The following is a 26,470-nucleotide window of genomic DNA, read 5'->3' as shown; positions in this document are numbered from 1 at the left end:
AAAATCGGTGATCCGGCCGCACCGCGCGGCACCGCACCTATCTGACGAGCCGGCCCGATGCCGGCATGACGCTGGCGACATTCACCAGCGGCTGCTGGAGACCCAGGCCGTTGACCAGCAGGTCGGCGGCCACGATCAGCAGCAGAACGGCCGACACCATCGTCGCGAGGAAATATCTATCCATGCCGGGTCAAGCCTGGATGGCGGGAATCCGTTCCCGTCCAGGCGGCATGTGGTTGTGGATGATGGGCGTCGGTCGCGAGGGAAGCGCCGCGGAATTGTCGCAATTCGGCAACAATGTGGTACGAATACATCAGTATCCGCGCGCCCGCGGACCCCTTTTCAGCATCGCCATTGCCGGAATGACCAGCGCAGAGACCTCGGCCGCACACTTCGACACGGCCCCAGCGGATGAGCCCCGGCGTTGGTCGGCTCGGCGCTGGCTGGCGCCGTTTGCCGTGGGGCTGGCGCTGCTGTCGGCGTTCCTGACCTTCCTGGTCCTGACCGGCCTCACCAGGATCGAGCCGACGCCCGAGGTCGTGCGCTCGTTCTACCTGATCAACGCGGCGACGATCCTGCTGCTGGTCGGCATCATCGTCCGCGAGCTCTGGCAGCTGATCCTGGCGCGGCGGCGGGGCAGGGCGGCGGCGCGCCTCCATGTCCAGATCGTCAGCCTGTTCTCGATCGTGGCGGTGCTTCCGGCGGTGCTGGTCGCCGTCGTCGCCAACGTCACCATCGAGCGCGGCCTCGACCGGCTGTTCTCCGGGCCGACCAAGCAGGTGATCCAGAATTCGCTGACGATCGCGCGGGCCTATATGCAGGACCATGCCCAGCTGATCCGTGGCGACATTCTCGGCATGGCCAACGACATCGCGCATGCCCGGCCGCTCTACGACCAGGATCGCCGCTCGTTCCGCGAGATGCTGACCGCCAGCGCCGGCTCGCGCAATTTGCCGGGCGCGATGATCATCGACAAGAACACCAACATCCTGGAATCCGCCGACACCGGCATGCGGCTCGCCTATTCGCCGCCCGCGCCCGACTTCCTCAGCAACGTCAACGAGAATGAGCCCGAGATCGCGGTGCTCCCCGATGCGAGCTTCGTCGCCGCGGTGATCCGGTTGCGCGCGTTCAGCGACACCTTCCTCTATGTCGCCCGCCCCCTTGATCCCAACGTCGTCAATCAGCTCAAGCAGACCGAGGTCAGCGTCGCCGAATATGCCCAGATCGAGTCGCGCCGGCTCGGTATCCAGGTCGCCTTCGCGCTGATGTTTGCCGTGATCGCGCTGACCATCCTGATGGCCTCGGTGCTGATCGGCCTCAACTTCGCCAACTCGCTGGTCTCGCCGATCCGGCGGCTGATGAACGCGGCCCACACGGTCTCGACCGGCGATCTCCATGTCCAGGTGCCGGTGCATCAGTCGGAGGGCGATCTGGCCCAGCTTGGCGAGACCTTCAACAAGATGACGCAGGAATTGCGCAGCCAGCGCGACGAGCTCGTCAACGCCAGCGACCTCATCGACAGTCGCCGCCGCTTCATCGAGGCCGTGCTGTCCTCGGCGAGCGCCGGCATCATCGGCGTCGATGCTTCCGGCAGCGTCGGCATCTTGAACCGCTCGGCGGAGAAGCTGATCGGGCACGCCGAATCCGAGACGCTCGGCCACCCGCTCTCCGAGGTGCTGCCCGAGCTCGACGAAATGATGAAGGCGGCGCGGGAAGGGACCCAGCGCCTGGTGCAGGGGCAGATCACGATCACCCGCGACGGGCAGGAACGCAATCTGTCCGTTCGGGTCAGCGCCGAGAAGAATCAGCCGCACGACAGCTACATCATCACGCTCGACGACATCACCGAGCTGGTTTCGGCGCAGCGCACCTCGGCCTGGGGCGACGTAGCGCGCCGCATCGCCCACGAGATCAAGAACCCCCTGACGCCGATCCAGCTCTCGGCCGAACGCATCCGCCGCAAGTTCGGCAAGGACATCACCGAGGTCAAGGACAAGCAGATCTTCGAGCAGTGCACCGACACCATCGTGCGCCAGGTCGACGACATCCGCCGCATGGTCGACGAGTTCTCGCGCTTTGCCCGCATGCCGAAGCCGGTGATGGAGGGCGAGGACGTCGCCGACACCGTGCGGCAGGCCGTGTTCCTGATGAAGGTCGCTCATCCCGAGATCGATATCGAGGCCGAGTTCAAGCAGGATCCGCTCCGGGCCCAGTTCGACCGTCGGCTGATCTCTCAGGCGGTCACCAACATCGTCAAGAACGCCACCGAGGCGATCGAGCAGGTCCCGCCGGAAGAGCTCGGCAAAGGCCGTATCGACGTCGTGGTCTCCCGCGAGGGCGATGACGTGCTGATCGACGTGATCGATAACGGCATCGGCCTGCCCAAGGTCGCGCGCTCGCGGCTGCTCGAACCCTACGTCACGACGCGGGCCAAGGGCACCGGCCTCGGCCTTGCGATCGTAGGCCGCGTGCTGGAAGACCATGGCGGACGCATCGAGCTGAAGGATGCCTCCGACTTCCGTGAGGGCCAGCGCGGTGCCTGGATGCGGATGCGCTTTGCGATCTCCGGGCAACCCGCCAAAGCCGAAGGAGCCGGGCAGGCGCCGGTGGCCAGGGAAATCACCAAGGACGCAGTGACGGGGCCGGCGAAAGAGGCGGCGCCGGAAACAAAAGGGCCGGCGGCCGAAACCAAAGAGGCCGCTGAAAAGACCAATGATTCAACGAAAATCGAAGCCTCAACGGGCAGCTGACATGACAGGCGCGATCCATGGCAAGTGAAATTCTGATTGTCGATGATGAGGCCGATATTCGCGATCTCGTTGCGGGCATTCTCGAGGACGAGGGCTTCGTGACCCGGACCGCACGCGACAGCGATACGGCACTCGCCGAGATCGCCAACCGCAGGCCGCACCTGGTGTTCCTCGACATCTGGCTGCAAGGCTCCAAGCTCGACGGCTTGCAGCTGCTGGAGCAGGTCAAGAAAGACAACGCCGATCTGCCGGTCGTGATGATCTCCGGCCACGGCAACATCGAGACCGCGGTCGCTGCGATCAAGCGCGGCGCCTACGACTTCATCGAGAAGCCGTTCAAGGCCGACCGTTTGATCCTGGTCGCGACCCGGGCGCTGGAGAACTCGCGGCTGAAGCGCGAGGTGAAGGAGCTGAAGCAGCTCGCGCCGAGCGCCAGCCAGCTCGTCGGCCGCTCGCCCAGCATGAACCAGCTGCGCCAGACCATCGAGCGGGCCGCCAAGGCCAACAGCCGCATCCTGATCGTCGGCCCTGCCGGCGCCGGCAAGGAATTGGCCGCACGCACCCTGCACACGGCCTCGGGCCGTGCCGACGGTCCCTTCGTCGTCATCAACGCCGCCGCGATCACGCCCGAGCGGATGGAGCACGAGCTGTTCGGCGTCGAGCAGTCCAACGGCGAGCAGCCGCGCAAGGCCGGCGCGCTCGAGGAGGCCCATGGCGGCACGCTGTTCATCGACGAGATCGCGGACATGCCGCGCGAGACCCAGAACAAGATCCTGCGCGTGCTGGTGGAGCAGTCGTTCCAGCGCGTCGGCGGCACCGCCAAGGTACAGGTCGACGTCCGCATCATCTCGTCGACCGCGCGCAATCTCGAAGAAGAGATCGCGGCCGGCCACTTCCGCGAGGACCTCTATCACCGGCTCTCGGTGGTGCCGATCCGCGTGCCCGCGCTCTCGGAACGGCGCGAGGACATCCCGGAATTGATCGACTATTTCATGGAGCAGATCTCGGCCGGCAGCGGCCTGCCCAAGCGGCAGATCGGGCAGGATGCGATGGCGGTGCTGCAATCGCATGTCTGGCCGGGCAATGTGCGCCAGCTCCGCAACAACGTTGAGAGGGTCATGATTCTCGCGGCAGGCGGGCCGGAGGTCATCATCACGGCGGACATGTTGCCACAGGACGTCGGCTCCATGGTGCCGGCGATGCCGACCAGCAACAATGGCGAGCACATCATGGGCCTGCCGCTGCGTGAGGCGCGCGAAGTGTTCGAGCGCGACTATTTGATTGCACAGATCAGCCGTTTTTCAGGAAATATTTCTCGCACAGCCGAGTTCGTTGGCATGGAACGGTCGGCGCTGCATCGAAAGCTGAAGGCACTCGGTGTCGGCTAGCGCGTTTTCGCGCGAAGCGGCCACCGGCTCGCATGAGGAAAAGGACGTCAAAACAAGAATCCAGCGCCGCGACATTGCGGCGGCATCTTAGGGATAAAGCAGGAAAATCATCGATTTCCGTATTTTTTCGGAGCAATCAGGCGGGGGCTGCCGCGTGAAGCGGCTTGCCTAATAGGCCCACCTGTCCTCTAATCGCACAGCTGTTCCTTCCGAGGGGGATCTCATGAGGGAACGGCAACCGGGAGAGGCCCCGAACCTCACAAAGAGGGCCGCAACCGGCGCAATAAAAAGAAACTCAAAGCGAGAAAAAAACAATGGCGGCAGACCGCGCACAAAACCTACAGGACACCTTCCTCAATCACGTTCGCAAAACCAAGACGCCACTGACGATCTTTCTGGTCAACGGAGTAAAGCTCCAGGGCATCGTGACCTGGTTCGACAATTTCTGTTTGCTGCTTCGGCGCGATGGTCATTCGCAGCTGGTCTACAAGCATGCGATCTCGACCATCATGCCTGGTGCTCCGATCCAGCTGTTCGAAGGCGGCGAGGATCAGCCGGCTTGAGAGTGATCTGATTGGAACCCCGGAATTTCGACGGGGATGCCGACCGTCCGCGGTCGGCAGGGGCAAAGCAGACGGGGCGGGTGCTTGTCATCGGCCCCTACTTGCGTGTGCGCGCGGGCGGTACCGACGCGCAATCGGAAACACATGTCTTGCGTGACGCCGAGGCACGGCTCGACGAAGCCGCCGGCCTCGCGCGCGCGATCGATCTCGTCGTCGCCGACGCCATCATCGCACCGATCAGCCAGATCCGTCCCGCCACTTATATCGGCAAGGGCAAGGTCGAGGAGATCGCTGGCCTGATCAAGACCCTCGAGGTCGAGCTCGTGGTGATGGATTGCGCGCTGGCGCCGATCCAGCAGCGCAATCTCGAGAAGGAGCTGCACGCCAAGGTGCTGGACCGCACCGGGCTGATCCTGGAAATCTTCGGCCGCCGTGCCAAGACGCGGGAAGGCTCGCTCCAGGTCGAGCTCGCGCATCTCAACTACCAGCGCTCGCGCCTCGTGCGCTCCTGGACCCATCTGGAGCGCCAGCGCGGCGGCTTCGGCTTCATGGGCGGTCCCGGCGAGACGCAGATCGAAGCGGACCGCCGCCTCATCCAGGAACGCATCTCCAAGCTCGAGGGCGAGCTGAAGAAGGTGCAGGCGACGCGGCGGCTGCATCGTGCGGGACGTCAGCGTGTGCCGTATCGCGTCGTCGCGCTGGTCGGCTACACCAATGCCGGCAAGTCGACGCTGTTCAACCGCCTGACCCGCGCCGACGTGCAGGCCGCCGACATGCTGTTTGCGACGCTCGATCCGACCTTGCGCGCGCTCAACCTGCCGCATGGCGGCAAGGCGATGCTGTCGGACACGGTCGGCTTCATCTCCAACCTGCCGACCCAGCTCGTCGCCGCCTTCCGCGCCACGCTGGAGGAGGTGCTCGAGGCCGACGTCATTCTCCATGTGCGCGACATCTCGCATGAGGATGCCGAGGCGCAGCAGAGCGACGTCGACGCGGTGCTGCGTCAGCTCGGCATCAACCCCGATGATTCAGGCCGCATCATCGAAGTCTGGAACAAGATCGACCGTTACGATTCCGAGCAGCGCGAAGAGCTTTTGAACATCGCGGCGCGCCGGCCCGTCGACCACCCGGCCATGCTGGTCTCCGCCGTCACGGGCGAGGGCGTCGATGCATTGCTCGCCGCGATCGAGGAACGCCTTGCCGCAAAGCGCACCACGCTCGATCTCTCCATCGACGCCGCCGACGGCGCCGGCATTAGCTGGCTGCACCGCAATGCCGAGGTGCTGGCCAAGGAGCTGCACGACGGCCGCTTCGACATGACCGTGCGGGTGGACGAGACCAAGCGGGACATCGTGGTGTCGAGGTTCGACGCGGTGCCGCATCTCGCGACATAGGACCCGCCGCCTGAGTTGCGCCAACTGCGGCCTCGGCGGTGCTGTCGTCCCGGACAAGCGTAAGCGCAGATCCGGGACGACAGTGGAATTACCGGCGCGCTTCCTTGCGCCCCTCTGACTCCGGCTTCGTCTCAGCCTTGGCCTCGTTCCACAGCGCATCCATCTCGGCCAGCGACGCCTGCTCCAGCGTGCGGCCCTGCGCCTCCAGCGCGCGTTCGATATAGGCAAAGCGCCGCTCGAATTTCGCGTTGGTCGCGCGCAACGCCGCTTCCGGGTCGGCATCGACATGGCGGGCGAGATTGACGAGGGCGAACATGAGGTCGCCGGTCTCTTCCGCCAGCTCCTGCTTGTCGCCACGGTCGAGCGCGGCCTCGATCTCGTCGGCCTCCTCGCGGATCTTGGCGAGCACAGCGCGCGGGTCGTTCCAGTCGAAGCCGACGGTCGAGGCCTTGCGCTGCAGCTCCATGGCGCGGGTCAGCGCGGGCTGGCCGGCCTTCACGCCTGACAGCAGCGATTTGTGCGTCGGCGTCTCTTCGGGCGGCCGGCGCGCGGCGCGCTCGGCTTTCTCCTCGGCCTTGATGCGGTCCCAGACCTCCTTGACGTGGGAGGAGGCGAGGTTGCCGTCCTTGTCGGCGAAGACGTGGGGATGGCGTCGGATCATCTTACGGGTGATGGCTTCGACGACGTCGCCGAACGCGAAAGCGTTCTGCTCCGACGCCATCTGAGCGTGGAACACCACCTGGAGCAGGAGGTCGCCGAGCTCTTCGCGGAGATCATCGAGGTCGCCGCGCGTGATGGCATCCACCACCTCATAGGCCTCCTCGATCGTGTAGGGCGCGATGGTCGCAAAATTCTGCTCGAGGTCCCAGGGGCAGCCGGTCACCGGCGTGCGCAACGCCGCCATGATCTCGATCAGGCGGGAAATATCGCGGGAAGGGGTCATTGCGGGGCTATTCTCCTGGCTCCCAGCTTTATGCCAAAAGCCGGCCGCCGTTCCCAGCGCGGGCGTGCGGAACGGGTCGATTTCCACCGATTGGCTGAGACGTTCCACAATGCTAAAGCGCGGGCCATGAGCGACACATGTTCATCCGAAACCGCGCTGGTGCTGTTTTCCGGCGGGCAGGATTCCACCACCTGCCTTGCCTGGGCGCTCAGCCGCTTTTCGCGCGTGGAGACGCTGGGATTCGACTACGGCCAGCGCCACGCCATCGAGCTCGCCTGCCGCGAGCGGCTGTTCGACGGCGTCAAGGCGTTGCGCGCGGATTGGGCCGCAAAGCTCGGCGACAGCCATACCCTGTCGATCCCGACGCTGGCGGCGGTGTCAGAGACCGCGCTGACGCGCGACGTCGCGATCGCTATGGGCGCCGACGGCCTGCCGAACACCTTCGTGCCCGGCCGCAACCTGGTGTTCCTGACCTTCGCTGCGGCGCTGGCCTACCGGCGCGGCATCACCCATATCGTCGGCGGCATGTGCGAGACGGATTATTCCGGCTATCCCGATTGTCGCGACGAGACCATCCGCGCCATGCAGACGGCGCTCTCGCTCGGCATGGCCAGGAAGTTTGAGCTGCATACGCCCTTGATGTGGATCGACAAGGCCGCGACCTGGCAGCTGGCGCAGGATCTCGGCGGCGAGGGGCTGGTCGATCTGATCCGCGAGCACTCCCACACCTGTTATCTCGGCGAACGCGGCGCGCAGCACGATTGGGGCTATGGCTGCGGCGAGTGTCCCGCGTGCAGCCTGCGGGCGAAGGGGTGGCGGGAGTTCGTGGCGGGGCGGTGAGGGCTGTCACACCCACCGCCGTCATCCTGAGGTGCGCGCCCTTGCGCGCCTCGAAGGATGGGCTGCAAGCGCGCCCGGAGCCCATTCTTCGAGGCTTCACCTTGCGATGCAAGGCATCGCAAGGTTCGCGCCTCAGGATGACGGCGGAGAGTGGGGCGGCCGCCGTACAGCAATGGCAAAGGACTATCGAAAATCCTCCGGCCGCAGCTCGATCGGCTTGCCATGCGGCGTGCGGTCGGCGGCGCGGTCCCAGGCATCGCGATAGCGGTGCAGCGTGTCCGTCGAGGCGACGCCTTTGCTTGCCACCAGGCCTTCCAGCGTGGCGAGCCAGTGCAGGTAATAGGTCTCGCCGGTGTCTGGATCGCCCGCGGCCTGCGCTCGTTTGATCTGATGCGCGAGTGCAGCAGCCCATTCCGGCCAGGTGAACACGCCGCGCTGGTGCAGCGTCAGGGCCATCGCAAATGCATGCGCCTCCCAGGGCGCGCGGAACACCGGACCGTCGTCATCGCGCGGAATGCTCGGAATGGCCGCCGTCGCGGCAGCGGCAAGCGCGCTGCTCATCACGCCGGATCCAGATAGGGCTCGAAGGCGTCGATCGAGACCTTCAGGGTCGGATCGCCGTCCTCGCCCCAGAGGTCGCGGCCTTCGAACACGACCGTGTAAAGCCATTGCGGATGTTCGCCGCGCTCCATCGCCGCCGTATCAGGAAACACGTGGCAGCCATGGTTGAGCTCGACAACGCCGACATGGCCGCGGACATAGCGCGGCAGCCTTGTATGCGTGGTCGGATGGATGTTCTTGGCGCGGACGCGATCGCCGATCTTGAACCTAGCGGGCGCCGGGGCGGGGCGGGCGAACTTGCCGCGCACCATCACGCGCTCGACATTGGCGCGATCGAACTTGCCGTGCTTGAGCGCCTTTGCGGGCTGCATCGCATGGCCGGCTTCGACCTCCTCCCTGGTGAGGTAGCCCTTCTCGATCAGCATCTCCTCGAGCCCGAGGAACCACTTCTTGTAATAGGAGCTCGAGAGGTACACGTGCGGCGGCAGCGTTTCGCGATAGTAACGCGAGGTGTCGATGTTGAAGGCGCCGGCCGCGCCCATCGCGCGCACCATCGCGAGCACACGTGACTCCCATTCCTCGTGAAACATCGGCTCGTTCGGCTCGGGCTCGACCTTGCCGAACCCGTCCATGCCGCCCATGTCGTGCACGCCGTTCATGACGGCGCTCCGGGCGTGCTGGGAAAGCCGGTGCCGATCATGGAATCGCGGGTGACGAGCTCGGCGAGCCGCTCCTCGCTCCATCCCTCCGTGCCCGCGGGGCGCATCGGCAGCACCAGGAAGCGCGTCTCGGCAGTGGAATCCCATACCCGGATTTCCATGTCCTTGGGCAGGGTGACGCCGAAATCGGCGAGCACGCCGCGCGGATCCTTCACCGCACGCGAGCGGTAGGGCGCGGCCTTGTACCAGACCGGCGGCAGCCCCAGCATTTCCCAGGGGTAGCAGGAGCATAGTGTGCACACGACCATGTTGTGGCGCTCCGGCGTGTTCTCGACCACGACGAGATGGTCGCCGACGCGGCTGACATGGCCGAGCGTGCCGATCGCCTTGGAGCCGTCCTCCAGCAGTGCCTTCTTGAAGGTCGGATCGGTCCAGGCCTTGGCGACGACGCGTGCGCCGTTGTGCGGGCCGATCTTGGTCTCGTAGGCCTGGATGATGGCATCGAGCGCGGCGGGCTCGACATAGCCCTTTTCCGTCAGGATGGTCTCGAGCGCGCGCACGCGCAGCTCGGTCTCCGACAGCTCGGAATGGTCGTGATCGTGGTCGTGGTGGTGCTCGCTCATGGCGCGAACATAGTCCCAGAATCCGGGCCTTGTCGAGGCGAAGACTCTGCTAACATCTCGCCATGGGCTGGCCTGAACGAACCGGAATAATTGCCGCAATCGCGGCTCTTGTCGCATTGGCGGCGCATGATGCGCGCGCTGCGAATGGCGCCTATGCGGTCGATGCCGCCGACATCTCCGAGGTCGGCTCCTGCAAGGTCGAGAGCTGGATGTCGGCCGCGACCAACACCGATTTTTCGGCGGTCGCCAATCCCTCCTGCGTCGTCGATCCCTTCAGGCCGATCGAGCTCAGCCTCCAGACCATCCGCGCCCGCAGCGATGGCGATTGGAGCACGACGATCGCTCCCAAGGCCAAGACGAACTTCATCCCGACCGGGGTGGGGCGATGGGGATTGTCGGCCTATGGCGGGGGATCGTTCGACGTGGCGACCGGCGAGGCGCTGTCCGCCTTTGCCGTCATCCCCGCGACCTTCCGCCTGTCCGAGACCATGCGCATCAACGTCAACGGCGGCTGGCTCTGGGATCGCACCGTGGATCGCCACTACCTGACCTATGGCATCGGCTTCGACTGGAAGTTCACGGACACGTTGCAATGGACGATCGAAGCCTATGGCCAGGCCGGCGCGTCCGAGGTCGCGAGCGTCGTGCAACCGCGGTTGCAGACCGGCGTCCGCTACCGGCCGAACGAGATATTTTCCGTCGACGTGATCTACGGCCGCAACATCGGCGGCGAGAACGCCAACTGGATCACCATCGGGACGACGATCCGGTTTCCGGTCCACGGCAGTGAGCCGGAGCACCGGCGCACCGGACATCTGTGATCAAGAGCAACAAGAACAGGGGAGACTTCCGTTGACCAATTACGTGACGATCGAGAAGGGTCACGGGCCGGAGGGGCGGATCGCGATCGTGCGGTTCGACCGCAATGACGGCATCAATGCGCTGTCGCCCGAGGCGCTGCGGCAGCTCACCGCGGCCGCGCGCAGCTTCGAAGATGACGCGACAACCTCCGTCGTGGTTCTGACCGGCAGCACCAGCGCATTCAGCGCCGGCTTCGACTTGAAAGACGACGAGGGCCGCTCGCGCAAGGAGATGGATCTCGGCACGCTGCGCCGGCACCTCAAGCTCGGACCGCGCTTGACGCACGCCTGGCAGGAGATGGAGCAGATCACGATCGCGGCGATCGAGGGTTTTTGCGTCGGCGGCGGCGTCGCGCTGGCCGTGGCGCTCGACTTCCGCGTGATGGGGCACGACGCGCATCTGCGCGTGCCCGAGATCGGGCTCGGCATGAACATGAGCTGGCAGAGCATCCCGCGCATGCTGCACCTGATCGGACCCGCCCGCACCAAGCAGGCGGTGATCCTGGCCGACCAACGCATCTCGGCGGATGAGGCCTATGAGTGGGGCCTGGTGGAACAGGTGACCGATCCCGGCCATGCCTTCGATGCCGCCATGGAGCTCGCTCGCAAGGTCGCCGCGCAGCCGCCGCTCTCGGTTGCGATGACGAAGCTCACGGTCAACCGGCTCGCGCATGCGCTGGACGATCTCGCCAGCCACATGGATGTCGACCAGTTCGCGCTGGCCAGTTTCAGCGAAGATCACAAGGAGGGCGTTGAGGCATTCCTGGGCCGCCGCAAGCCGCGTTTCAAGGGTCGGTAGATTTATGCCAGGCCATTGATCGCGTCACCGACAGTCCGTATACGCCGCACCGGGACAAGAGCTGTGCTCGGCCAACGGGCTGCACAATGCGACCATAATCGAGGGGAGGGCCCATGATCGCCAATTCGCAGGCACCGGAGGCGAAGGGGTTTCGCTGGAGACTGGTCGCACCGCTCGCGGTGTGGCTGGTGATCTATCTGTGGCCGGCGCCCTCGGGGCTCAACGTCAATCAATGGCACTATTTCGCGGTGTTCGCGGCCGTCATCACCGGGCTCATCCTGGAATCGATGCCGGTCGGCGCCGTCGGCTTCATCGGCCTGACGGTCGCGGGCGTTGCCGGCTATATCGATCCCGATCCGACCAAGTCGCTGCGCTGGATGCTGGCAGGCTTTGCCGAGAGCACGGTCTGGTTGATCGTCGGCGCCTTCGTGTTCTCGATCGGCTATCGCAAGAGCCAGCTCGGCCGGCGCATCGCATTGGTGCTGGTGCAGCGGCTCGGCCGCAACACGCTCGGCCTTGGTTATGCCGTGGCGATGTCGGACTTCCTGCTCGCGCCGGCAACGCCCTCGAACACCGCACGTAGCGGCGGCATTGTCTATCCCATCATCAGCAACATCCCGCGCATCTACGGCTCCGAGCCGGGGCCGACCGCCGGCAGGATCGGCACCTACGTGATGTGGACGGCCTTTGCCGCGACCGCCGTCACGAGCTCGCTGTTCTTCACGGCGCTGGCGCCCAACGCGGCGGCGCTGGCGATCGCCAAGAAGACCGTCGGGGTCGAGGTCAGCTGGGGCCAGTGGTTTCTCGGCTTCGCGCCGCTCGGCATCCTGCTGATGGTTCTCGTGCCGCTGCTCAGCTACCTGGTATGCCGGCCCGAGGTGAAGCGCAGCCCGGAGATCTCCGATTGGGCGGCGAAAGAGCTCGGCGCCATGGGACCGATGTCGCGCAACGAGTGGATCATGCTCGGCCTGATCGTGCTCGCGATGTTCTTGTGGATCGCGGGCTCGAGCCCGGACATCCACGTGCCCGTGCTCGGCTCGAACTTCGTCAATGCCACCACCGTCGTGTTCATCGTGATCTCCTTGATGCTGGTGACCGGGGTGATCGAGTTCGCCGACATCGTCAGCGAGAAGAGCGCCTGGGAGGTGTTCTTCTATTTCACCTCGCTGCTGACGCTGGCCTCCGGCCTCAACGAGATCGGCTTCATCAAATGGTTCGCGACCGAATACGCCAAGCCGCTCGCCGGACTGTCGCCGTCGACCGCGATGCTGCTTCTGGTCGCGCTGTTCTTCTGGATCCACTATTTCTTCTCGAGCATCACCTCGCATGCCGCCGCGGTGCTGCCGGTGGTGCTCGCGGTCGGATCGGGCATCCCCGATCTGCCGGTCACGACGCTCGCCATGCTCTGCATGTACTCGCTCGGCCTGATGGGCGTGATCTCGCCTTACGCGACCGGGCCCGCGCCGATGTATTTCGGCAGCGGCTATATCGGGAAGGGCCAGTTCTGGGGCTTTGGCCTGATCTTCGGACTGCTTTATTTCGCTGGGCTCCTGCTGATCGTGTTGCCCTGGCTGCGGATGGGGTGAGCCCGGCGGGAGGCTGCTAATCCGGGCGAAGGAATATTCTTCTCCGAGGAGAGATTGGGAAAACTTCGTCCAACTCCCTGCAAATATCTGACATTGCAAGACAGGCCCGAAAGGGCGATGGTGTGTGCTGCGATGCAGCGCGTTCCATCCGAGCCCTCACCGCAGTTCAACCCCCGTCGCTCGATGCGATCTGGTTCCCATACGCTAAGGCGTGCGGCGACCATATTATTGTGCATGAAGGCCGCTTCCATGAATGCCCATCAATCGCTTGCGATCGGACAGCCGATCGAGAGGTTCGAAGCGATTTCACCTGCTGCCGACGAACCGGAGGCGATGGTTCGTTTCGCCGGCATCTCGAAGACTTATCCCGCCTACCGCGGCAAGCCCGGCGTCAGCGCGCTGCAAAATATCGACTTCGCCATTCCACGCGGATCCATCACGGGCGTGATCGGCCGCTCCGGCGCCGGCAAGTCGAGCCTGGTGCGGCTCATCAACGGGCTGGAGAAGCCGACCACGGGCCGCGTGATCGTGGATGGCCGCGATATCTCGGCGCTGGCGGGCCGCGAGTTGCGGCTGGCACAGCGCTCGATCGGCATGATCTTCCAGCATTTCAACCTGCTGTCCTCGCGCACTGCGGCCGACAACATTGCGCTGCCGCTGGAGATCGCCGGCTGGACCAAGGCCGACATCAAGGCGCGCGTGACCGAGCTGCTCGCGCTCGTCGGCATCGCCGACAAGCATGACCGCTATCCGTCGGAGCTCTCCGGCGGCCAGAAGCAGCGCGTCGGCATCGCCCGGGCGCTGGCGACGCGGCCGAGCGTGCTGTTGTCGGATGAGGCGACCTCCGCGCTCGATCCGCAGACCACGCGCGCGATCCTCGATCTGCTCGCCAACATCAACCGCGAGCTCGGGGTGACCATCGTGCTGATCACCCACGAAATGTCTGTGGTGCGCCAGCTCGCCAGGGACGTCGTGGTGCTCGACGCCGGTCATGTGGTCGAAAGCGGCCATGTCGCCGATATCTTCACCCACCCGAAGCATCCGATCACGCAGTCCTTCCTGGCCGAGGTGATCGGCGACAGCCTGCCGGTCTCGCTGGCGAGCCGGATCGTGGCGGCACCGTCTGCCGGCGGGCAGGCTGTGATCCGGCTCCAGGTGCGCGGAGCAGGGGCCGGCGACACCCTGGTCGCCCGGCTCGCCCGCGAACTCGGCCTCGACGTGTCGTTGCTGTCTGCGCGCATCGACGAGATCGGCGGCCAGCAAGTCGGCTCGCTCGTTCTGGGCATTCCTCTCGGTATTCCCGGCGAGGACGCGGTGACGCGGACGCTGGCCTTTCTGTCTCAACATCAATTCCCGGCGGAGCATCTCGGCTATGTCGCCTGAGCTCATCAACCTGATCGTCCAGGCCACCTTCGAGAGCCTTTACATGGTCGGCATCGCGGCGCTGCTCGGCACCGCCTTCGGCCTGCCGCTTGGCGTCTTCCTCGCGACCAGCCGGAAGGGGGAGCTGTTCGCGGCTCCGATCGTCAATCGCGTGCTCGGCATCGTCGTCAATGCGACGCGGTCGACGCCCTTCATCATCCTGGTCGTCGCCATCATCCCGTTCACGCGCCTCGTTGCCGGCACCTCGATCGGATCGACCGCGGCGATCGTGCCACTGACGATCGCGTCGGCGCCGTTCATCGCGCGCCTGGTCGAAGCTGCGATCCGCGAGGTCGACGGCGGTCTGATCGAGACCGCGTCCTCGTTCGGCGCCTCGCCGCTTCAGATCGTGTTCAAGGTGCTGATCCCGGAGGCGCTGCCGGGACTTCTGCTGGCGCTGACGCTCGCGGTGGTCAGCCTGCTCGGCTATTCCGCCATGGTCGGCGCGGTCGGCGGCGGTGGCCTTGGTGATCTCGGCATCCGCTACGGCTATCAGCGCTTCATGCCGGAGATGATGCTGGCGGTCGTCGTCGTGCTGATTGCGCTGGTGCAGCTGGTCCAGAGCGCGGGCGACTATCTGGCACGCCGGGTCAACCGCCGGCTGCGGCATCGCTGAAAGACCGCTCTGTGCGGAACAGAGCGCAGATCGACAGTCTGGAAATATTCCAATTCTAAAGAACGCATCTCGCAGAATGCGCTTTGAGCTGCACAGCTCGCGTGAGCGCATTGGTCGCACGTTCTGCGCACACGTCTGGAGAAATTCTAGCCTCGTTCCTCTCGCACTCCGAAACCGCCTGAGCTAGGGCGGAACATCAAGAACGATACCGGCAAAGCCGGCAGTGCGTGGGGCTTCGAAAGACGTGACCGACCTCCAATCTTCTTCGCGTGGCAACACGCGTTCTCGCCGGATCCAGATTCTCTGCCTCGGAGCGGTCAGCACGCTCTGCCTCGTCGTTCCCTTCGGTTCCGCAGAGGCCCAGACGCAGATTCCGGCGGTCACCGTCGATGCGCCGGCTCAGCGCGCCCGTCCTGCGGCGATCGCTTCGTCGCGAAGATCGGCGACGCGGACCTCGCGCGCCAATCGCCGGTCTCCCGCGCAGCAGGCCGCGCCAACCCAGTCGGCATCATCGAATGGTGCGACGGGCGAGCGCGCCAACGGCCCGGTACGCGGTTTCGTCGCCACGCGGAGCGGCACCGCCACCAAGACGGATACGCCGCTGATCGAAACGCCGCAGTCGGTGTCCGTGATCACCACCGACCAGGTCAGGAACCAGGGCGCGGTCTCGATCGGCGAGGCACTGCGCTACACCGCCGGCGTCAGCGGCGACGTCAATGGCGGCTCCGACACCCGCTTCGGTGCGCTCCAGATTCGCGGCTTCGACACGACCATGTCCGGCCTCTACGTCGACGGCCTGCGGATTCCCTCGAGCAACTACGTCCACTTCAACGGCCTCGATCCCTACGGCGCCGAGCGCCTGGAAGTGCTGAAGGGGCCGTCCTCGGCGATGTATGGCGGCAGCGGCACCGGCGGCATTCTCAACTACGTGACCAAGCTGCCGACCGCACAGCAGTTCGGCGAGGTCTCGATCTCCGGCGGCAGCTTCAACCGCTACCAGGGCCAGTTCGACATGGGCGGGCCCGCCAACAAGGAAGGCACCGTGCTGTGGCGCCTGACCGGCGTTGTCCGCGACGGTGAGACTCAGGTCGACTTTACCAAGGACAATCGCGTCTTCATCGCGCCCGCGGTCACGTTCAAGCCGAACGAGGACACGACGATAACACTGCTCGCCAACTATCAGCGGGACCGGGCAGGGTGGGGCCTTCAGTTCCTGCCGGCCTCGGGCACGGTCTGGCCGAACAACGGCCGCACCATCCCGGTCTCGTTCTTCGCGGGTGTGCCGAGCTTCGACGCCTTCAACACCGAGATCGCGACCGCCGGCTATCAGCTGTCGCACAATTTCACCGACAACATCACGTTCCGGCAGAACCTGCGCTACGCCTACCAGCACAACGAGGAGAAGGTCTTCTACGGCACCGGATACACCGACGAAGCGGCGGGACAGCTCGGGCGGTTCGGCAGCTACAGCAACTCGTACATCAACTCCTTCGCGGTGGACAACCAGCTCCAGGGCAAGTTCGTAACCGGCATCCTCAGCCATAACACCCTGGTCGGGCTCGACTATCGCAACACCACGTTCCGCGACACCGCCTTTGCCGTCACGACGTCGTCGCCGGAGCTCAACGTCTTCAACCCGGTCTACAGCTACGACTGGACCATGGGCGGGATGTACGACAACAAGGGCGTCAAGCAGTCGCAGCTTGGCCTCTACGCGCAGGATCAGATCAAGCTCGGCCGGCTCTCGTTCCTGCTCGCAGGTCGCCAGGACTTCGTGACGACCCAGGTCGACACCAATCTGGCCCCGGCCGATACGTCGGTCACGAAGGATGCCTCGGCCTTCACCGGTCGCGCCGCCGTCATGTACAATTTCGACAACGGCATCGCGCCTTATTTCAGCTATTCGGAATCGTTCCTGCCGGTGCTGGCGACCAATGCCGCGGGACAGATGCTCAATCCCGAGACCGGCGTGCAGTACGAGGTCGGCGTCAAGTACCAGCCGCTCGGCTGGAACGCGTTGTTTACCTTCGCGGCCTTCGACCTGACGCGCGACAACGTCGGCGTCTACGTGCCTACAACCACCTATTACGAACAGATCGGGCAGGTGAAATCGCGTGGCATCGAGCTCGAAGGCTCGATGTCGCTCGCCGACGGCTGGAACTTGCGTGCCGCCTATGCCTATGTCGATGCCGTCGTCACGCAGGATCCGGTCAATGTCGGCAAGGCGCCGATCCCCGTGCCGCTCAACCGCGCTTCGTTGTGGAGCGACTACACGCTCCAGAACGGGCTGCTGGCGGGCTTGCAGTTCGGCGGCGGCATCCGCTATGTCGGCGCGACCTGGGGCGATGAGGCCAATACGTTCAAGGTGGGATCGGCCACGGTGCTGGACGCGCTGCTTGCCTACACCAGGGACAATTGGCGTCTGTCGGTGAACGTCACCAATTTGGCGGATACGCGTTATGTCGCCGCCTGCTACGGCCTGTCGGGCTGCATGTACGCCGAAGGACGGAAAGCCATCGGCAAGCTGACCTACCGGTGGTGAATTGGAAGACGGTCCGGCGAAGGGGAGCCGGATCTACTGGATGAGAGTGGAACACGATGAGAGCGATATTGGGCAGGCTGCATCGGTGGGCGGGACTGCTCACGGCCGGATTCCTGTTCTTCTCCGGCATCACCGGCGCGATCATCTCCTGGGATCACGAGATCGACGACGTCCTGAACGGCCATTTGTTCGACGTCACCAGCAAGGGCCCGGCGATACCCTCGATCGAGCTCGCCAGGATGATCGAGCAGCGCGATCCCCGCGCGCGCGTCGTCTACCTCTTCATGACGCCGGAGGAGGGCCACTCGCTGTGGTTCTTCGTTATGCCGCGGATCGATCCTTCGACCGGCAGGCGCTACGCGATCGACTACAATCAGGTGTTTCTCGATCCCAACACCGGCGCGGAGCTTGGCCGGCGCTATTGGGGCGCGGTGTGGCCGGTGACGCGGGAGAATTTCGTCTCCTTCCTCTACAAGCTGCACTACACGATGCACATCCCGGAATTCTGGGGCAGCGATCGCTGGGGCATGCGCGTGCTCGGCGTGATCGCCATCATCTGGACCATCGATTGCTTCGTCGGCTTCTACCTGACGCTGCCCTCGCGAAGGCGCGCCAGCGCGGCGCGGGCGCCTAGCGTCGCGCGCCAGCTCGAGCGTGGCTTCTGGGCGCGCTGGGCACCGGCCTGGACCATCAAGACCTCGGGCAGCGCCTACCGGATCAATTTCGACATCCATCGCGCCTTCAGCCTGTGGACCTGGGGCGTGCTCTTCGTCATCGCCTTCACCGCGTTTTCGCTGAACCTCTATTTCGAGGTGTTCTCGCCGCTGATGAAGATGGTGTCGAACTATACGCCGACGCCCTATGAGCAGCGGCCCTATCGCGATCTCGACGATCCGATCGAGCCCAAGGTGACCTTCGCCGAGATCGCCGCGCGCGCGGCGGCCGACGGCAAGGCGCGAGGCTGGACCATCCCGGTCGGCTCGATCAATTACGGCCCGGCCCACGGCGTCTATGCCGCCGCCTTCTTCCACCCCGGCGACGATCACGGCGCCGGCGGGGTCGGCCCGGCGCAGCTCTATTACGACAGCGAGGATGGCCGCCCGATCGGCGAGCGGCTGCCCTGGGTCGGCACCGCCGCCGATATCTTCGTCCAGGCGCAGTTCCCGCTGCATTCGGGCCGCATCGTCGGCCTGTTCGGCCGCGTCCTGATCTCGATCATGGGCCTCGTGGTGGCGGCGCTTTCGGTCACCGGCGTCGTGATCTGGTGGCGCAAGCGCCGCGCCCGGGTCCGTGTCCGCGAGACCGCGGCGGTGCGCTTGAACCGGCAGCTGACGCCGGCGGAGTAGGACGCAAGAGCGCGGTCGTTGCGGATGAACCTTCGCGCCTACCGGCGGCACAAAGATGGAGATCGCCCCCCAAAGTCCGCGGACATTGAATGAGATTGCCTGCCTTGCTCTGCCTGCTCGTCCTGGCGACGCCTGCTGATGCGGCGGCGCCCGAGCAGCACTATCTCGGCCTGCGCGATCGCTACATCGCAAAGTTCTCGAAGGCCAAGGAGAGCGACGAGATCTACAAGCAGCACGATGCCGCTCTGAAGGAGTTGGCAGGCGTGCTGCGCGGCCTGGTGGGACCGGTCGCGATCAAGGGACTTGCCGCGGACGGCAAGTCGAACGTCGACACGCTGTTCCGAAGCGACGTCGGCTTCGGTCATCTCGACGGGCTCAGTTTCGCCTCGGACGGCGACAAGACGCAAGCCGTCGTGACCACGACCGCGCTTCTCGCGCAATGGCTGCGCGAGCATCGCGAGGACGGCATGCCGCAGGAGAGCAGCGCCGCGTTCCAGTCCGACCGCTTCTATTATCACGCGATCCAGGATGCCGCCTTCGCCAAATATGCCGAGCTGCCGATCACCAAGCCCGCATCCGCGAGTGCCGCGTTCGCCGTCCTCGGCCTGCGCGGCAATGGCGGGCTCAAGGGTGCGCCGGATGAAATCGACGTCGTCGCGATCAAGGGCGACAAGGTCTACTTCATCGCCACAAGGGACGCCGTGAAGACGGCGGAAATTCCGGCCTGCGAGCGCGTGTGGAAGCAGATGATGGCGAAGCCCGTCAACAAGAAGGATCCGCGCGGCGACATGGCCAGGGAAGACCAGGCGATGGACGCCTACACCAGATGCTTCGCCAAGGAAGCGCCGAGCCAGAGCTGGTACGCGGCGGCCGTGAAGAAGGCGCAGAGCCAACTGGATCTGCTGCCGTTGCGCTAAAGCGCAGCTTACGCCGACAATTCGACCGCCTTGCCGGCCTCATCGATCAGGTGCACGCGGTCGATGTCGGCGCGCGGCAGCAACGATCGAATCTCGTCTTCCGGCATCAGGCTGAACGCCGTCGACAATGCATCCGCGGCGGTCGCGCTGCGGGAAACCGTCGTCACGCTGCGATAGCGGCGCGCACAGCCACCCGATCTGGGATCGAACAAATGGTTGAAGCGCGCGTCGGCATCGAACTGGCAGCCGTAACCGCCCGAGGTGGAGACGGCGCGATCGACGATCGGCAGCACGGTTTTCGTCTGGCCGACAACGTCCGGATCGGCGATGCCGACCTCCCAGGGGCGTCCGTCCGGACGCGAGCCGATTGCGCGCGCTTCACCCATGTCGACCAGGCTGTGAGTGACGCCGTGCGCCCGGAGTAGGTCCACCACCTTGTCCGTGACGTAGCCTTGCGCGATCCCGTTCAGGGTCACGGCCATGCCCCTGGGCATCACGATGCGGTCGCGGCTGACCGACAGCCGGTGGCTGCCGACCCGCGCCAGCGCGGCCGCGATCGCGGCCGGCGGAGGACCCGCGGGATCGGCGTCATCTCGCGCGAAATGGCCGGCATAGAGCTCCCACAGCGGCTGCACCGTGACGTCGAACAGGCCGCCCGTCAGCGTGGCATAGCGCTGCGCGGCCGATAGCAGATCGACCATCTCGGCGGCGGGATCGATCAGGATACCGGTCCGGTTCAGCGCGACCAGGGCGGAATCCTCAAGGTAAAGGCTGAACAGCCGCTCGAGCCGCCGCGCCTCGGCGCAGGCCAGCACGATCAGTCGCTCCGCCCGGCTGCGATCTTCGTCGTGGATCTCCATCGTCGCGACCGCGCCCAGCATCGTGCCGCGCCAGGTCACCGGCGCGACCTCTGCACGAACGAGATGTCGCGGGGCCAGCGCGCCGAGGCCCGCTGTCGCCGCGCTGATCCGGATGAAGCGTCGGCGCGTCAGGGTGCGCGTCATGGCGTCCTCCTCGGTCGTTCGCCTGGCGGGCCCTCGGCCGCTTCGTCGGCCGCAGCGGCGCCGGTGGCATTCGCCGACGCCAGGACGTAGTCCTGCGGCACCTCGTCGAAGCCGACGATCCGGCCGCCGTTTTCACCGACGAACTTCTCCGCCGCCGCTCGGTCCGAAAACGGAACGGCCTCGTCGCCGCCCATGCCGCTCCTGACCCGGCTCTCGATCACGAACAGCGCCTTGCGCGCCTCGATCCAATTGTCGGCGCCGGGCTTGTCCCAGCCCGACGCCTTGCCCATGTCGGACACGTAGATCGCCAAAATGTCCTTCGGCTCGTCCGGCAACATGGTGAAGGCGATGGTGTCGCGCACCGACGAGAACCACACCGGCGCGATCAGGCTCGCGGCGAAGATATGGCCCTTCGGTCCCGGATGCTCGAGCACGTTCATGCCGCAATAATGGCCGATGTCTTCCGCCGTCATCCGATGCGGCGGCGGGACCTTCGCCACCTGCTTGTCGTTGCAGCCGGCGAGCGCCAGCGGCACGAGCAGGGCGAGAAGCAACATTCGGCGCTTCATAGCTCCCTCCGCGAGAAGGCGAGCGCGGCCAGCCCCAGCGGCAGCAGCGTCCAGCCGAGCAGGGCGGTCAGCAGGACCGGTATCGTCAGGGACGTGGTTTGGGCAAGACCGGCCATGCCGGCGAAGGTGCTGACATTGGCAAAGCCGGTCAGGTTGATCAGCCGGTAGGCGTCGGTCGGGTTCGCCAACAGCATGGCGTTGAGCGCGGCCGCCGAGATGCTGCGTCCCTGATCGAGCGCAAGCACGCCCAGCAGCGCCATGTCGTAGATCAGCACCAGCAGCAGCCACAATCCGATGCAGATGCCGGCCGCCGTTCCGCGGTCGCGCACGAGCGCGCTGACCAGATATCCGATGGCGACGAAAGCTGCGCCGAGCAGCACCGAGGAACCCACCATGGCCGCGAACGCCAGGAAACTATCGCTATCGATCTGGCTGCCGGTCGCCGCCAGCGCTCCGACCGCCGCGCCGTAACCGAGGCAGGTCGCAAAGGCGAGCACGGCGAGGTGGCCCAGGAACTTGCCGAGCAGCACTTGCCATCGCGCCACCGGATAGCTCAGCAGCAACAGCATCGTCCCCCGTTCCATCTCGCCGACGATGGCGTCGTGGGAGATCAGAAGCGCGATCAGCGGAACGAGAAAGATCGTCAGGCTCGACAGGCTGACGACGACCACGTCCAGCGTACGAACGCCCACGTTGCCGGTTGGCGCGCTGCCGAGAAAGGTCAGCGACAAAGCAAGCCCGGCGAGCAGGAGCGTTGCGGCAAGCACCCAGCGATTGCGGATGGCCTGGTGGATTTCCTTGGCGGCGATGATCAGGACGTTCATGGCGCCCGCTCCGATTGCCGAAGAAAGTGAGCGTAGAGCTCGTCGAGGGTCGGCGGGACCACGTCGACATCCTCCACGGCATTGCCGGCGGCCGTCGCGCGGTGCAGCAGCTCGATCTTCCGCTCCGGCGCGGCGTCGATCTCGACGATGTGGCCGTTCAAGCGGCGGCAGGTCGCATCCTGCGGCGCCCAGTCCGGCATCTCGCTCGGGGCCAGGCCTGCGACCTTGAGACGGATCCTGGTGGGCAGCCGGGCGAGACGACGCAGCTCGTCGATCGATCCGTCCGCGACCTTGATGCCGCGGTTCATGATGATGACCCGGCCGGCGCGCTCCTCGAGCTCGGTCAGCGCATGCGATGACAGCAGCACCGTTGCGCCCCCGGCCGCGAGCCGCGCGATGATGTCGTAGAAGGTCTGCCGCAGCTCAGGATCAAGGCCGGTGGTCGGCTCGTCCAGCAGCAGCACGCGCGGCGCCCCAAGCAGCGCCTGCGCGAGGCCCAGCCGTTGGCGCATGCCCTTCGAATAGGTGCTCACCCGGCGGCGGCTGGCGGCGCCGAGCCCGACGGTGTCGAGCAGACCGAGGGCCTTGGCCACCGGCTCCCGCTTCAGCCGGGCGTAGAAGGCCTGCGTCTCGCGGCCGGTGAGGGCAGGGTCGAAGGAGACGTTTTCGGGGAGATAGCCGAGCTGGCGCCGGCCGGCGAATTCGCCGGCGGCCGGATTGTCTCCGAGAACCTCGATGGCGCCGCTGGTTGGCCGGATCAACCCCAGCATGAGCTTCAACAGCGTGGTCTTGCCGGCGCCGTTATGACCGATCAAGGCGACCAGCTCGCCTTCTCCAAGCGAGAACGAGGCATCGCGCACGGCCTCGACCCGGCCATACCTCTTGGTGACGTCGCTGACGCGTACCGTGCCGGTCATCGCGTCTCCTTCGGCGTGCTCTGCGGCGGCGATACCAGTGGATGGCTGTCGACCACGCCGCCGGGGAGCAACGCCGGAAACTGCGCCTGCGCCCAGCGGATCACCTGGACGGCGGGGCTGTTGATCAGGACCTTCGCAGCCGGCGCCGTCCACAGCACGCGGTCGATGAGGTCGTTCGGCCTATATGCCGTGTCGGCTATGCCGTCCCCGTTGAGATCGAATGCCGGATTATCGCTCCAGTAATTGCCGCGCCCTCCGGTCGACCAGTCGAGGTGCCGGGTGCCGACATATTTCACCTGGTTGGCATTGCTGACGAAGGCATTGCCGGTGATTTCGTTGCCTTCGGAGCCGGCCGTGAAGTGCACGCCGATGGCGCAACGCTCGAACCAGTTGTTGCGGAATTTGTTGTGATTGGTGTTGTAGATGAACACGCATTTCTCCGGGCCGCTCTTCAGAGTGCTCTCCCGTTTCGGCTGCGGAAGCATGCCTCGCTCGTCGTCGGGGCTATCTTGCGTGCTCAGTATCGTCGCGTTCAGCGGGCCGCCGGTCACCCGGTTGTTCTCGATCTGGGCATAGTTCGCGTAGTTGAAGAGCATCCCATAGTCGCGATCGTGATCGGAGACGTTGCCGCGGATCACCAGCCGGTTCGAATACATGATGGCGTAACCGACATGGTTGCCGATCGAAACGTTGCCGCTCACTTCGCTGTCGTTGGTGTACATGTAATGGATCGCGAAGCGGACCTGCTCGAAGCGGTTTCCGACGAAGCGGTCCTTTCGGCTTGAAATGGTGAAGATGCCGTCGCGGCCGTAGCGGAACTTGTTGTTGGCGATGGTGACGTCGGGCGCATTCCACAGCGAGACGCCGTTCCCGGCCTCGCTGAGCCGGCCGCCACGCAGTCCCTCGATCTCGTTGCCGACGACCCGTGAGCCCTGGGCGCCATGCACATAGACGCCGAACAGGTTGCCCACCAGCCGGTTGTCCTCGATGGTCGCGCGTTCGGCCGTCTTCTGCAGAAAGATCCCGGAATTCATCGTCTGCAGGTCGCGACCGGACGCCCGGATGGTCAGACCGCGGACGGTGACGTCGGGGGCGCTGACCGTGATGACGTTGCCCGAGCCGTCGCCGTCGAGCACCGCCTCGCGACTCCCGACCAGCTGCAGGGGACGGTCGATCTGGATCGAACCATGGTATTCGCCAGGCGCAAGCTCGACGACGTCGCCGGCACGCGCGCCATCCAGCACAGCTTGCAGCGACTGGCCAGGCGCAGCCGTCAACGTCTCCGCACTGGCGAAGCCAGACAATCCGGCGGCGACCAGCGCCGCCGGAAACATGCGCAACAATGGACCCACGAGGTCGCTCCGATCAGATCGACTTCAGACCGACTTCAAACCGATTTGGGCTCGACGAACATCCGGCCCTTCATCTCCATGTGCATGGCGTGGCAGAACCAGGAGCAATAGTACCAATAGACGCCTGGCTTGTCGGCGGTGAAGGTCACCGACGAGGTGGCCATCGGCCCGATCTCCATGTTGATGCCGTAGTTGACGATACAGAAGCCGTGCGTGAGGTCTTCGACCGCGTCGATATTGGTGATGAAGACGGTGACCTCCTCGCCCTGCTTGACCTGGAACTGCTCGAGGCCGAAGGCGGGGGCGGTGGACGTCATGTAGACGCGCACCTTGTTGCCGTCGCGAATGACCTTCGAATCCGCCTCGAGGTCGATGCCGTCGGCCTTGGCCTGCTTGACCGCATCCGCAAATATCGGATCCGCGCGGTCGTAGATCGAGATCGGGTTGATCTTGGAGCGGTGGACGATGGTGGCGTCATGCGGCTCGGCGAAACTGGGGCCATCATGCACCAGCTTCATCTGATCGCCTGAGATATCGATCAGCTGATCGTTCTCCGGCTTGAGCGGCCCGACGTTCAGGAAGCGATCCTTCGAGAACTTGTTCAGCGAGATGAGCCACTTTCCATCCGCCTCCTTGGTCTGCCCCATCGAGGTGTGGTTGTGACCGGGCTGATAGTGCACGTCGAGCTTCTGGAGGATGGGATTGACCTTCTCACCCTGGAAGGCCCGCTTGGCGAGGTCGATGCTCCACTTGCAGACCTGGCTGTCGAGGAACAGCGTGGTGTAGGCGTTGCCCTTGCCGTCATAGGCGGTGTGCAACGGGCCGAGGCCAAGTTCGGGCTCGGCGACGACGACGTCGCGCGGCTTGATCTTGTCGTCGAACAGATCGTCGAACTTGCGCACGTCCATCACGGTCACGGTCGGCGAGAGCTTTCCGGCCGCCACGATGTGGATGCCGTCGGGAGCCGTGTTCATGCCGTGCGGATTGTTCGAGACCGGAATGTAGCGGGTGTAGGCTGAGCCTTTGCGGCCGTCGATGACGGGCACGCCGTTCATTTCCTTGAAGTCGCCCTTCTTCAGGGCTTCCTCGATCCGCTTGATGTTGAAGATGACGACCCAGTCCTGTTCGCTGGCGGTCATTTCCGCGAGGGTGACGCCTTCCTCGCCGTTGTAGCAGGTCGCGAAGCAGTATTTGCCCTGGTAGTCGGCATCGACGTTGTCGAGGTTGCCGCTGACGATCACCTGCCAGGCCACCTTCATCGTGTCGCCGTCGATCGCCGTGAAAATGGAGCGATATTGCTTGGGATCGTCGAGGATCTTGCCGTCGTTGGGCAGCGGCACGCCATCCTCGCCGTTGGCGAAGACATATCCCGTGCGCGGATATTTCTGCAGGCGCAGGCCGTGGACGGTGTGCTGGTTCGGCAGCTCGATGATCTTGTCGCATTTCATGATGTCGAGCCGCACCCGCGCGACGCGGCTGTTGGCCTTGTCGTTCATGAAGGCATAGCGACCGTCATAGGTGCCGTCCGTGAACGAAACGTGCGGGTGGTGGAGATCGCCGTTCAGGAACGTGCCGCCGCGGTTCTTGAGGAATTCGCGGGTCGCGGGCTGCATCCCCTCGGTCAGAACCTTGAGGCTCTCGTTGGTCTGGCCCCATCCGGTCGCGCTGCAACGGTTGAACACCGGCACGCGCATCAGTTCGCGCATCGAAGGAAGGCCGATGATGCGCATCTCGCCGGACTGGCCGCTGGAGAAGAACACGTAGTATTCGTCGAGCTCTCCCGGTGCGACGTCGGTCTTCTGCACCGCTGGCCGGGCCGCGGGCGCTTTCGGCGCAGCATTCTTGGTCTGCGCGTCCGCGGACGAGACGAAGCCGCCATCCTTCATCGCGACTCCGCCGGCAAGGCCCACGCCCGCTGCGGCCGCCGTCGTTCCCAGCACTGTTCGTCGGCTGACGCCCTTTGCCTGCTCGTTCTCGCTCATGATAGCCTCC

The 26,470-nt window shown here is 65.2% G+C and carries 24 protein-coding genes; 13 read left to right on the top strand and 11 right to left on the bottom strand.

The annotated features are described in order from the left end of the window. Positions 1 to 37 precede the first annotated feature (37 nt). Positions 38 to 184, bottom strand: a complete 147-nt coding sequence (locus E4K64_RS40515) for a hypothetical protein (RefSeq protein WP_164718604.1) — start codon at positions 182 to 184, stop codon at positions 38 to 40. A 178-nt stretch (positions 185 to 362) separates the two neighbouring features. Between E4K64_RS40515 and E4K64_RS24860 the strand changes: the two genes are divergently transcribed. From E4K64_RS24860 to hflX, 4 genes are all read left to right on the top strand, one after another. Continuing rightward, positions 363 to 2,753, top strand: a complete 2,391-nt coding sequence (locus tag E4K64_RS24860; RefSeq protein ID WP_135165855.1) for a sensor histidine kinase — start codon at positions 363 to 365, stop codon at positions 2,751 to 2,753. A gap of 17 nt (positions 2,754 to 2,770) precedes the next feature. Then, on the top strand, positions 2,771 to 4,141 hold the full coding sequence (gene ntrX, locus E4K64_RS24855) for a nitrogen assimilation response regulator NtrX (RefSeq protein WP_128921809.1): 1,371 nt from the start codon (positions 2,771 to 2,773) through the stop codon (positions 4,139 to 4,141). 314 nt (positions 4,142 to 4,455) lie between these two features. Further along, entirely contained in the window at positions 4,456 to 4,704 is a 249-nt protein-coding gene (gene hfq / locus E4K64_RS24850) for an RNA chaperone Hfq (RefSeq protein ID WP_007591126.1), read from the top strand. An 11-nt stretch (positions 4,705 to 4,715) separates the two neighbouring features. After that, positions 4,716 to 6,098, top strand: a complete 1,383-nt coding sequence (gene hflX, locus E4K64_RS24845; protein ID WP_167772238.1) for a GTPase HflX — start codon at positions 4,716 to 4,718, stop codon at positions 6,096 to 6,098. Between the two features lie 88 nt (positions 6,099 to 6,186). Here the strand turns inward: hflX and mazG are convergent, their stop codons facing one another. Then, entirely contained in the window at positions 6,187 to 7,041 is an 855-nt protein-coding gene (mazG, locus tag E4K64_RS24840) for a nucleoside triphosphate pyrophosphohydrolase (protein ID WP_135165853.1), read from the bottom strand. Between the two features lie 126 nt (positions 7,042 to 7,167). Here mazG and queC point away from each other — a divergent pair, with 126 nt between their 5' ends. Further along, a complete protein-coding gene (gene queC, locus E4K64_RS24835; protein WP_135165852.1) occupies positions 7,168 to 7,881 on the top strand; it encodes a 7-cyano-7-deazaguanine synthase QueC in 714 nt (237 codons plus the stop codon). 183 nt (positions 7,882 to 8,064) lie between these two features. Here queC and E4K64_RS24830 read toward each other — a convergent pair whose 3' ends face one another. The 3 genes from E4K64_RS24830 to nthA are packed head-to-tail and all read right to left on the bottom strand — an operon-like array spanning position 8,065 to position 9,724. Further along, on the bottom strand, positions 8,065 to 8,442 hold the full coding sequence (locus E4K64_RS24830; RefSeq protein WP_167772237.1) for a nitrile hydratase accessory protein: 378 nt from the start codon (positions 8,440 to 8,442) through the stop codon (positions 8,065 to 8,067). Beyond that, a complete protein-coding gene (gene nthB / locus E4K64_RS24825; RefSeq protein ID WP_135165850.1) occupies positions 8,442 to 9,101 on the bottom strand; it encodes a nitrile hydratase subunit beta in 660 nt (219 codons plus the stop codon). The genes E4K64_RS24830 and nthB overlap by 1 nt, the downstream gene beginning before the upstream one ends. After that, the gene (gene nthA, locus E4K64_RS24820) at positions 9,098 to 9,724 is read right to left on the bottom strand and encodes a nitrile hydratase subunit alpha (RefSeq protein WP_135165849.1); all 627 of its coding nucleotides are present in this window, start codon (positions 9,722 to 9,724) and stop codon (positions 9,098 to 9,100) included. The genes nthB and nthA overlap by 4 nt, the downstream gene beginning before the upstream one ends. Positions 9,725 to 9,786: 62 nt before the next feature. Between nthA and E4K64_RS24815 the strand changes: the two genes are divergently transcribed. The 8 genes from E4K64_RS24815 to E4K64_RS24780 all read left to right on the top strand — a co-directional run bounded on the left by E4K64_RS24815 (position 9,787) and on the right by E4K64_RS24780 (position 19,812). Next, positions 9,787 to 10,545, top strand: coding sequence for a hypothetical protein (locus tag E4K64_RS24815; protein ID WP_135165848.1), 759 nt, complete (start codon positions 9,787 to 9,789; stop codon positions 10,543 to 10,545). 31 nt (positions 10,546 to 10,576) lie between these two features. Beyond that, complete coding sequence (locus tag E4K64_RS24810; protein ID WP_135165847.1) at positions 10,577 to 11,383, top strand: enoyl-CoA hydratase/isomerase family protein; 807 nt, start codon at positions 10,577 to 10,579, stop codon at positions 11,381 to 11,383. A gap of 113 nt (positions 11,384 to 11,496) precedes the next feature. Then, entirely contained in the window at positions 11,497 to 12,969 is a 1,473-nt protein-coding gene (locus E4K64_RS24805) for a DASS family sodium-coupled anion symporter (RefSeq protein WP_135165846.1), read from the top strand. A gap of 234 nt (positions 12,970 to 13,203) precedes the next feature. Continuing rightward, positions 13,204 to 14,352, top strand: coding sequence for a methionine ABC transporter ATP-binding protein (locus tag E4K64_RS24800; RefSeq protein WP_209311989.1), 1,149 nt, complete (start codon positions 13,204 to 13,206; stop codon positions 14,350 to 14,352). Next, entirely contained in the window at positions 14,342 to 15,007 is a 666-nt protein-coding gene (locus E4K64_RS24795) for a methionine ABC transporter permease (protein ID WP_135165845.1), read from the top strand. Before E4K64_RS24800 ends, E4K64_RS24795 begins: the two co-directional genes overlap by 11 nt. 244 nt (positions 15,008 to 15,251) lie before the next feature. Then, positions 15,252 to 17,549 carry a TonB-dependent siderophore receptor gene (locus tag E4K64_RS24790; protein WP_235884771.1) on the top strand — a complete coding sequence of 766 codons (2,298 nt, stop codon included), beginning with the start codon at positions 15,252 to 15,254 and terminating at the stop codon, positions 17,547 to 17,549. A 56-nt stretch (positions 17,550 to 17,605) separates the two neighbouring features. After that, the gene (gene fsrB / locus E4K64_RS24785; RefSeq protein ID WP_135165843.1) at positions 17,606 to 18,895 is read left to right on the top strand and encodes a siderophore utilization protein FsrB; all 1,290 of its coding nucleotides are present in this window, start codon (positions 17,606 to 17,608) and stop codon (positions 18,893 to 18,895) included. 89 nt (positions 18,896 to 18,984) lie between these two features. Continuing rightward, on the top strand, positions 18,985 to 19,812 hold the full coding sequence (locus E4K64_RS24780; RefSeq protein WP_135165842.1) for a hypothetical protein: 828 nt from the start codon (positions 18,985 to 18,987) through the stop codon (positions 19,810 to 19,812). An 8-nt stretch (positions 19,813 to 19,820) separates the two neighbouring features. Here the strand turns inward: E4K64_RS24780 and E4K64_RS24775 are convergent, their stop codons facing one another. The 6 genes from E4K64_RS24775 to nosZ are packed head-to-tail and all read right to left on the bottom strand — an operon-like array spanning position 19,821 to position 26,460. Further along, a complete protein-coding gene (locus E4K64_RS24775) occupies positions 19,821 to 20,816 on the bottom strand; it encodes an FAD:protein FMN transferase (RefSeq protein WP_135165841.1) in 996 nt (331 codons plus the stop codon). Next, on the bottom strand, positions 20,813 to 21,385 hold the full coding sequence (locus tag E4K64_RS24770; protein WP_135165840.1) for a nitrous oxide reductase accessory protein NosL: 573 nt from the start codon (positions 21,383 to 21,385) through the stop codon (positions 20,813 to 20,815). Before E4K64_RS24770 ends, E4K64_RS24775 begins: the two co-directional genes overlap by 4 nt. Continuing rightward, the gene (locus tag E4K64_RS24765) at positions 21,382 to 22,209 is read right to left on the bottom strand and encodes an ABC transporter permease subunit (protein ID WP_135165839.1); all 828 of its coding nucleotides are present in this window, start codon (positions 22,207 to 22,209) and stop codon (positions 21,382 to 21,384) included. Before E4K64_RS24765 ends, E4K64_RS24770 begins: the two co-directional genes overlap by 4 nt. After that, entirely contained in the window at positions 22,206 to 23,126 is a 921-nt protein-coding gene (locus E4K64_RS24760) for an ABC transporter ATP-binding protein (RefSeq protein ID WP_135165838.1), read from the bottom strand. The genes E4K64_RS24765 and E4K64_RS24760 overlap by 4 nt, the downstream gene beginning before the upstream one ends. Then, on the bottom strand, positions 23,123 to 24,478 hold the full coding sequence (locus E4K64_RS24755; RefSeq protein WP_235884770.1) for a nitrous oxide reductase family maturation protein NosD: 1,356 nt from the start codon (positions 24,476 to 24,478) through the stop codon (positions 23,123 to 23,125). The genes E4K64_RS24760 and E4K64_RS24755 overlap by 4 nt, the downstream gene beginning before the upstream one ends. A gap of 35 nt (positions 24,479 to 24,513) precedes the next feature. Then, entirely contained in the window at positions 24,514 to 26,460 is a 1,947-nt protein-coding gene (gene nosZ / locus E4K64_RS24750) for a TAT-dependent nitrous-oxide reductase (RefSeq protein ID WP_135165837.1), read from the bottom strand. Positions 26,461 to 26,470: the final 10 nt, after the last annotated feature.

The sequence above is a fragment of the Bradyrhizobium frederickii genome (assembly GCF_004570865.1).
GTDB lineage: Bacteria > Pseudomonadota > Alphaproteobacteria > Rhizobiales > Xanthobacteraceae > Bradyrhizobium > Bradyrhizobium frederickii.
Note: the sequence above shows the minus strand (reverse complement) of the source record. Positions and strands in the feature narration are given on the sequence as shown.

Excerpts from the sequence above, each read along its gene's own strand:
- fsrB (WP_135165843.1), top strand. The coding sequence starts at position 17,606 with ATGAGAGCGATATTGGGCAGGCTGCATCGGTGGGCGGGACTGCTCACG.
- E4K64_RS24795 (WP_135165845.1), top strand. The coding sequence starts at position 14,342 with ATGTCGCCTGAGCTCATCAACCTGATCGTCCAGGCCACCTTCGAGAGC.
- E4K64_RS40515 (WP_164718604.1), bottom strand. The coding sequence starts at position 184 with ATGGATAGATATTTCCTCGCGACGATGGTGTCGGCCGTTCTGCTGCTG.
- E4K64_RS24800 (WP_209311989.1), top strand. The coding sequence starts at position 13,204 with ATGAAGGCCGCTTCCATGAATGCCCATCAATCGCTTGCGATCGGACAG.
- ntrX (WP_128921809.1), top strand. The coding sequence starts at position 2,771 with ATGGCAAGTGAAATTCTGATTGTCGATGATGAGGCCGATATTCGCGAT.
- E4K64_RS24770 (WP_135165840.1), bottom strand. The coding sequence starts at position 21,385 with ATGAAGCGCCGAATGTTGCTTCTCGCCCTGCTCGTGCCGCTGGCGCTC.
- mazG (WP_135165853.1), bottom strand. The coding sequence starts at position 7,041 with ATGACCCCTTCCCGCGATATTTCCCGCCTGATCGAGATCATGGCGGCG.
- queC (WP_135165852.1), top strand. The coding sequence starts at position 7,168 with ATGAGCGACACATGTTCATCCGAAACCGCGCTGGTGCTGTTTTCCGGC.
- E4K64_RS24765 (WP_135165839.1), bottom strand. The coding sequence starts at position 22,209 with ATGAACGTCCTGATCATCGCCGCCAAGGAAATCCACCAGGCCATCCGC.
- E4K64_RS24775 (WP_135165841.1), bottom strand. The coding sequence starts at position 20,816 with ATGACGCGCACCCTGACGCGCCGACGCTTCATCCGGATCAGCGCGGCG.
- E4K64_RS24760 (WP_135165838.1), bottom strand. The coding sequence starts at position 23,126 with ATGACCGGCACGGTACGCGTCAGCGACGTCACCAAGAGGTATGGCCGG.
- E4K64_RS24860 (WP_135165855.1), top strand. The coding sequence starts at position 363 with ATGACCAGCGCAGAGACCTCGGCCGCACACTTCGACACGGCCCCAGCG.
- E4K64_RS24815 (WP_135165848.1), top strand. The coding sequence starts at position 9,787 with ATGGGCTGGCCTGAACGAACCGGAATAATTGCCGCAATCGCGGCTCTT.
- nthB (WP_135165850.1), bottom strand. The coding sequence starts at position 9,101 with ATGAACGGCGTGCACGACATGGGCGGCATGGACGGGTTCGGCAAGGTC.
- E4K64_RS24780 (WP_135165842.1), top strand. The coding sequence starts at position 18,985 with ATGAGATTGCCTGCCTTGCTCTGCCTGCTCGTCCTGGCGACGCCTGCT.
- hfq (WP_007591126.1), top strand. The coding sequence starts at position 4,456 with ATGGCGGCAGACCGCGCACAAAACCTACAGGACACCTTCCTCAATCAC.
- E4K64_RS24830 (WP_167772237.1), bottom strand. The coding sequence starts at position 8,442 with ATGAGCAGCGCGCTTGCCGCTGCCGCGACGGCGGCCATTCCGAGCATT.
- nosZ (WP_135165837.1), bottom strand. The coding sequence starts at position 26,460 with ATGAGCGAGAACGAGCAGGCAAAGGGCGTCAGCCGACGAACAGTGCTG.
- nthA (WP_135165849.1), bottom strand. The coding sequence starts at position 9,724 with ATGAGCGAGCACCACCACGACCACGATCACGACCATTCCGAGCTGTCG.
- E4K64_RS24805 (WP_135165846.1), top strand. The coding sequence starts at position 11,497 with ATGATCGCCAATTCGCAGGCACCGGAGGCGAAGGGGTTTCGCTGGAGA.